7 protein-coding genes are annotated in these 7099 nt (G+C 38.7%); 2 read left to right on the forward strand and 5 right to left on the reverse strand.

Annotated elements, in window-relative coordinates; translation table 11 throughout:
- Positions 1 to 182: 182 nt before the first annotated feature.
- Together trhO and ADI58_RS06425 are read left to right on the forward strand one after the other, a co-directional pair.
- Positions 183 to 1169, forward strand: coding sequence for an oxygen-dependent tRNA uridine(34) hydroxylase TrhO (gene trhO / locus ADI58_RS06420; RefSeq protein ID WP_001030024.1), 987 nt, complete (start codon positions 183 to 185; stop codon positions 1167 to 1169).
- Positions 1170 to 1290: 121 nt separating this feature from the next.
- On the forward strand, positions 1291 to 2151 hold the full coding sequence (locus ADI58_RS06425) for a DUF4299 family protein (protein WP_033678646.1): 861 nt from the start codon (positions 1291 to 1293) through the stop codon (positions 2149 to 2151).
- Between the two features lie 223 nt (positions 2152 to 2374).
- Here the strand turns inward: ADI58_RS06425 and ADI58_RS06430 are convergent, their stop codons facing one another.
- The 5 genes from ADI58_RS06430 to ADI58_RS06450 all read right to left on the reverse strand — a co-directional run.
- A complete protein-coding gene (locus tag ADI58_RS06430) occupies positions 2375 to 3439 on the reverse strand; it encodes a DUF6574 domain-containing protein (RefSeq protein ID WP_033678644.1) in 1065 nt (354 codons plus the stop codon).
- 62 nt (positions 3440 to 3501) lie between these two features.
- On the reverse strand, positions 3502 to 4413 hold the full coding sequence (locus ADI58_RS06435) for a DUF4097 domain-containing protein (protein ID WP_023945678.1): 912 nt from the start codon (positions 4411 to 4413) through the stop codon (positions 3502 to 3504).
- Complete coding sequence (locus ADI58_RS06440) at positions 4406 to 4999, reverse strand: DUF1700 domain-containing protein (RefSeq protein ID WP_000198700.1); 594 nt, start codon at positions 4997 to 4999, stop codon at positions 4406 to 4408. Before ADI58_RS06440 ends, ADI58_RS06435 begins: the two co-directional genes overlap by 8 nt.
- Entirely contained in the window at positions 4986 to 5312 is a 327-nt protein-coding gene (locus ADI58_RS06445; protein ID WP_023945679.1) for a PadR family transcriptional regulator, read from the reverse strand. Before ADI58_RS06445 ends, ADI58_RS06440 begins: the two co-directional genes overlap by 14 nt.
- 159 nt (positions 5313 to 5471) lie before the next feature.
- The coding region (locus ADI58_RS06450) for a DUF2971 domain-containing protein (protein WP_049521912.1) at positions 5472 to 7099 on the reverse strand (1628 nt) is incomplete at its 5' end.

Consider the following 7099-nt stretch of genomic DNA (forward strand, 5'->3'; position numbering starts at 1 on the left):
TGATTTTTTGAAACGATAGCATATATATCCATGTTTTCTTATCACTATTTAACCATTCAGGAAATTTCGAGAACCTTCTACAATTTCCAGTCAAATAAATTGCATTCGTTTTCTCAAGCAGGTATACTTATAGTTAGATGAAAAATTCTGAAAATTTAAGAATAGAAAAGAGAACAAATCTTATGGCAAAAGATATTCGTGTCTTACTTTACTACCTTTACACTCCAATTGAAAATGCAGAGCAATTTGCTGCAGACCACTTGGCTTTCTGTAAATCAATCGGCCTTAAAGGCCGTATCCTAGTCGCTGACGAGGGAATTAACGGAACAGTTTCAGGTGACTACGAAACAACTCAAAAATACATGGACTACGTTCACAGCCTCCCAGGTATGGAAGATCTTTGGTTCAAGATTGACGAAGAAAGTGAACAAGCCTTCAAGAAGATGTTTGTTCGCTACAAGAAAGAGATTGTCCACCTTGGTTTGGAAGACAACGACTTTGACAATGACATCAACCCACTTGAAACAACAGGTGCTTACTTGTCTCCAAAAGAGTTCAAAGAAGCTCTTCTTGACGAAGATACAGTTGTCCTTGACACACGTAACGATTATGAGTATGACCTAGGACATTTCCGTGGGGCTATCCGTCCAGATATCCGCAACTTCCGTGAGTTGCCACAGTGGGTTCGTGATAACAAAGAAAAATTCATGGATAAGCGTGTCGTAGTTTACTGTACAGGTGGAGTTCGCTGTGAGAAATTCTCAGGCTGGATGGTCCGTGAAGGCTACAAAGATGTTGGTCAATTGCACGGAGGAATTGCAACTTACGGTAAAGACCCAGAAGTCCAAGGTGAGCTTTGGGATGGGAAAATGTACGTCTTTGACGAGCGTATTGCCGTAGATGTTAACCATGTCAACCCAACTATCGTAGGAAAAGACTGGTTTGATGGAACACCATGTGAACGTTATGTCAACTGTGGAAATCCATTCTGTAACCGTCGTATCTTAACATCAGAAGAAAATGAAGACAAATACCTTCGTGGATGTTCACACGAGTGCCGTGTTCACCCACGTAACCGCTATGTTTCAGAAAATGAATTGACACAAGCTGAAGTTGTCGAGCGCCTAGCCGCTATCGGTGAAAGCTTGGATCAAGCAGCTACTGTATAAGATTAAACAGTCCTTAGGGGCTGTTTTTCTATGCTTTTTACTCAAAAATCTAAAGTTTGTTTCTGTATCTTTCAGGAAAATAAGGTATACTATATGTAAACGATTTCAAAGGAGTCCAGTTATGACGAAAACATTTTTAATTCCAAATAAACAGAGCATTTTAGGAGAACAAGAGATTTTGACTGCCAAGTCGATCTTGGCCTTGGTAGATGGTTTGGAGTCACATAGCTATGATGCTGTCTATCTCCGTCAGCCTCTTAACCGTCTTGAGTATATCGAGTGTGCGATAGTGAGGCAATCACAATTTCTCTTTAAGGTCAGTTATGCTGATGGTCAAAAGGGTTACCGTGTCGATCTTCCTGACCTACTTACGAAGACAGACTGGCAGATTATCAAATCATTTTTAGATGCTCTGCTTGCTTACACAGGAACTGAGATTGAAGGGCTAGATGGTTTTGACTTTGAAGCTTATTTCCAAGCAAGTATTCAAGCCCATTTGGCAGATAATGCAGCCCGTTTTACGATTTGCCAAGGAATTTTTAATCCTGTTTTCTTTAGTCATGAGGATTTGAAAAGCTTTTTAGAGGAAGATGGCTTGGCTCAGTTTGAAGCGCGTGTGCGTGCGGTTCAAGAGACAGATGCTTACTTTGCAAGAGTTTCCTTCTATCAGGATGGAGAAGAACAAGTTCACGGTGTTTACCATCTGGCTCAAGGAGTCAAGACAGTATTACCGAGAGAACCGTTTGTTCCTGTAGCCTATATTGAGCAATTGGTGGATAAGGAAGTGCAGTGGGAGATTGACTTGGTTCAAATCACAGGAGACGGCTCTAAACCAGAAGACTATGAAGCCATTGCCCGCTTGAACTATGCAAGATTCCTAGAGTCACTACCAAAAGCATTTTACCAGCAATTAGATGCCAATCAATTAGAAGTACAACCCATCCTAGGACAAGATTTTAAAGCATTAGCACAAGAAGAGTAAATCAGAAGCAGGTCAATCGACTTGCTTTTTGATATATAAAAAATCCTGCCATGGAAGACAGGATTGCTACTCAATGAAAATCAAAGAGCAAACTAGGAAGCTAGTCGCAGGCTGCTCAAAACACTGTTTTGAGGTTGTAGATAAGACTGACAAAGTCAGGAACATATATCTACGGTAAGGCGAAGCTGACGTGGTTTGAAGAGATTTTCGAAGAGTATGAAGTTTAAAGAAAGGCCAAGATACGAAGGTAATCTCCAATCAGTGCGACTTCAGCTACAAAGAAGAGGAGGATAATGACTCCGTTCACAAGGACAGACAAGAATAACTGATAGAAGGAGTCGGTTTCACTTGATTGACTAGGTCTCGTAATGATATGGAGGCTGGCAAGCAGAATGATTCCAATGCTAATCACACACAAGAGGGCTGTAAATCGTAGGCTGTCAAAGAAGGCAAAGAAACTAGCAATAGCAGTGAGGAAGATTGGAATTGCCAAGAGTTGACTATATTGTTGGAGAACCTTTTCTAGCGTCCAGTCCTTTTCTTGGTAGATAAATCGTCTCACAACGAAACTACCCAAGAGGAATGAAAAGAAGAAGAGTGTTGTTGCTACTAGGATAGAGATAATCGAAAAGAGATTTAATGAAGCAAATTGTTCAGGGAAGTGATTATGCATAGTTGCTATATGTCCATAGTAAGCATGTTTGATGTGGTAGATACTAAAGAAAAAGGAAGACGCAGAAAACAGAATGAGCAAGAGAAAGGCTGTGTAACTGTGTGTGCTACTTGTTTCAAGATTGCTCGTAGGAGATTTGAGAGCCTCCACTAGCCAAGACCAAAAATCAAGCGCTTGCTCTTTCCATCTATCCGTAGATTTTGGAGTTTGGTCGGGGATATAGGGACTTTCTAAGGATTGACTGATAAGAAGTGGCTCTTTCAAGATTGTTTTTTGCTGAGGAAGTGCTTCTTGACTCTCTTCAGCTATAGTGACTTTTTCTGTTCCTTTAGAAAGGTCTTGCTCTTCCTCAGTAGAATCTAATGCTTTCTTTTCTTCTATTTCTGTTCTCGCTTCACCGTTTTCAGGCGTTTCAATTTTCTCTTCTTGCTGGCTTTCAAGTTCGACTTCAGCTTGAGAGACTTCCTCCTCTACTTGAGTATTTTTTTCAATTGGTTTATCGAGATCGGCTATCGTTTCTTCAGCCTTGTCTGCAACCTCTTGAGCTTGCTCTTTAGGTTTGTTCTTGCTTGTTGTTTTTACAAAATCATTACTTTCAAACCATTCTTGTTTCATGGTAGAACCTCCTTTTTAGTTAGATAAATATGCTTCCATAGTAGCAAATGTAAGCGCTTTTGTCAACGCCTGTTTGGTATGGATACTAGAGTGATATCATCATCAGCTCTCGCAATGAGTTGATCCTTGACATCAGCTTTTTCAGTTTTGTAAGGGTTACTTAATTCTGTGTATTTTGATCCAGGTTTTTCTCTTGTTGCTTGTAAGATAGAACCATAGTTACTTGAGATGTCCCAATTAATTCGTTGGCTTTCTTTTTGCGTCAGAGTGATTGAGAGATGGTCTTTAGAAGTTAATTCTACCTTGCCGTGAACTTGGATATTTTCAGCGTGGACGTGATGTTCTGTTGATTCTAGCTGACTATCTGTAAGATCTGTATCAAAGATATTAACGATATTGGGCGTTGTGAGTTTACTGTTTTTGATACGACTTCCTTCAATTCGGAGGATATAGCTGTTTGTATTGAGGGTCGCATTTTCAAGGCTAGCATTTATGATGGTGGTTTGTCCGCGATTGGCTGAGATGTTGATCCCTTTTAGAGTTCTCCCTTTCGGTAGTCCGATGATGACATCATTAAAACGATTAGATGAACTACTTACAATATGGAGAATCCCATCAATTCCAGAAGAGATAAATGGACTTTCAGACAGTTTCTTATCAGTGAGACTCAGAGTTCTATCGTTCTGATTGGTGATAAGATCATGGTGAGCAGAAAGAGATGGATGGTAAGAAATGTGGATTTGATCATCGAAAGAGTCTGTGATGGTCAGCGCGTGTTGATGGAGAGTAATCTCTAGGTTTTCGACTTCCTTGCCAAAGGTCAACTCTTCCATCCGACTATCATAGACAGGCTCCTTGGACATGGCAAGTAGGCTCTTAATTCCGTCAGATTGGATGCCTACAAAGAGTAGGATAAAGCCGATAACGGTAGTCACTACACCAAAAATGAGAAATCCTTTTGTCAATTTACGCATGCTGGTCACCTCTCTTTCCTTTTTTGAGAACAAATTGCACCAGGCGAACAATGAGTAGACCGAAGAAGCGAGCTACATAGGAAATACCTAGTAAGACCAGCGAAGAAGCACCGATGGCTAGTAAACCAGAACCAAAAATCAAGATAAAGGCTGATTTGGCTTGGGCGAGGACAGTGAAACTTTCAACTAAAAATAGGAATCCGCCGATGATACCAAGTATGGAGACCGCAAAGAAAGCCAAGATGACAGTCAAGGCTGCCACAAGGATTGCGAACAGGGACACGAGGATGGCGATTCCCAGAGGAATGCCGATAGGTGCTGCAAGGAGGGCTAACAAGGCGATATGCAAAATTTGTCGGTTATTCTTTTGAGCGGGTGCCTCATTGATTTTTTTATCGAGAAGATTAGAGAGGACTTCGTGAGCTGCTTCCTTAGGAGTTCCCAAGCTAGCGATGAGTTCTTCCTCTCCTTCGACTCCAGCATCGTCAAAGAGTTCTCTGAAATAGTCCATGGCTTCAATTTGGTCAGCCTGAGGCAGTTTTTTGAGATAAAGCTCTAGCTGAGTCAGGTATTCAGTTCTTGTCATGGCGGATACTCCCTTCTATGATGCCATTGATGGTGTCTGTATAAAGTGCCCATTCATCTTTTAGGGTCACGAGCTGTTCTATACCACCATTTGTCAAGGAGTAGTATTTGCGCATGCGACCTTGGAACTCTCTAGAATAGGTTGTCAGAAAGCTATTGCCCTCCAATTTTTTTAGGATAGGATAGAGTGTGGATTCTTTGATATTAGCGATCAGCTTAATGGTCTGGCTAATCTCATACCCATAAGAATCACCTTGCTCCAGTACGGCCAAGATGAGAAATTCAATCAAGGCAGAGGATGTTGGAAAGTACATGGGAAACCTCCTTTTCTAATGTGTAAGAATTTTATATATAATTTTTCTACACATACATTGTACATCTAAATGAAAGCCCTGTCAAGAGAAATGTGTAAAATTTTTATATATAAAAAAACTTCTAGCTAAAACTAGAAGTTTAGAGGATTTTATCTGTCTTTATCTAAATTTTATCGTAGATTTTTTATAGTTGATATCCTTGTCCAATAGTTTCAGTAAAGGAGTCACATATTCAGGAGTTGGAAATTTAGGACCAAAAATGACCTCCTCAATTTGAATTGGATTTTCCCGTTCTACATAAAGTTTACCAATTCCAGAGGCTTTATCAATTTTTATTTTATCGTTACTTGGGTCTAGATTAGCATAGCGTAAGATACGAAGTTCGTTTTCATATTTGTAATCTACAGATTTAAATAAGTAACGAATTTCTTCTATACATTCAGAGATGGCATCTTGATAATTCTTCTCCGTGATTTTTGAACCGATATCTAGTTTTTCTTTTAAACTATTCAACAATTTTTCTAATTCTTCTATTTCCGACTTCTCAAATAGTTCAGTTCGTTCTAGTTTTAAATTTTCCTCTGTATGCTTAACATAGGCAATTCGGTAGAGATAATCACTATTCCCTTTTGAATCACTATCTTTTTCTACAGAATTCGGTTCAGTTCCCTCATCATTAACAGTATCGACCGAATTTTCACTTTCACTCCGAAAGATAGATTTTTCAAAACCACTATTTAATTCAGATTTCAGTAAATACATCTTATCAGAGAATTCTAAAAAGTTTTTTTCTTGACGCCAAGAAACATCATTGAAGGAAGTAAATCTAGAAAAATCATCTTCTCGAAGTACCAGACAAACACCTTTAGCATCATCACCATACTGGGACCACATGGCCAAATCATCCGTTTTGTTTGTAAAACTCATTAAAAACCATGAGCTTGGTTCCAAAACATCTCGTCTATCTAAGCCCAATATCTGTTCTATGACGATTCCTTCTTCAGGATCATTCATATAATTAGCATTATATAAGCGAATTTTTCCAGATACTGAAAAATCCTTCTTATCATTCCCCTCTTGATTTAACATAATTTGGAGAGTGCTTCCCTTGGTGTAGTGGCCGAATTTAAGCATCTGATTTTTATCTTCGTCTTTTAGTCCCAGTTGATACTTAATTTTTTGAACAAGTTGATAAATTGATAGCAAGTTCTTTATTTCACTCGAGTTTTCTTTATAACGCTCTGCCCATGTTTGTAAAATAGCATATTTAGTATTCTTTAAAAGACCTTCTTTTAGGATAAAATTGAATAGCTTGTACTCCTCTCTATAACAAACATTATCATCACGAAAAAATAGATCATCAAAATTTTGTAACATAAATTTTGAGAACTGTTCATAGAGTTTTTTAATTATTTTTGTTGTTTGAAGACGTTCATCTAACTCCGTTTGATGATTAAATAAGCTTGCTAATAGTATACTATATATAAAAGCAATTTCTTCGGATTTTGGAAATTTTTGCTGCAATTTTTCTAATTTCTCGACAGTATCCTCGATTTTCTTTAACTCGGTCTGCTTGATTAATAAAACAAACGAAAATCTAGCATACTGCAAAGCTATGACAGGTGACTCAAGAAATTTTTGCTGCAGTTCCTGTAATTTCTCAGCAGTAGTCTCCAGTTCGTTCAATACGGTCTGCTCGAACGATAAAAGGAGCAAAGTCCTAGCAAATGCTCCTGCTATATCATGCGATTCAGGGAATTTTTGCTGCAATTTCTCTAATTTTTCAG

Origin of the sequence: Streptococcus mitis, assembly GCF_001074635.1 — a bacterium.
In the GTDB taxonomy this organism is placed as follows: Bacteria; Bacillota; Bacilli; order Lactobacillales; family Streptococcaceae; genus Streptococcus; species Streptococcus mitis_E.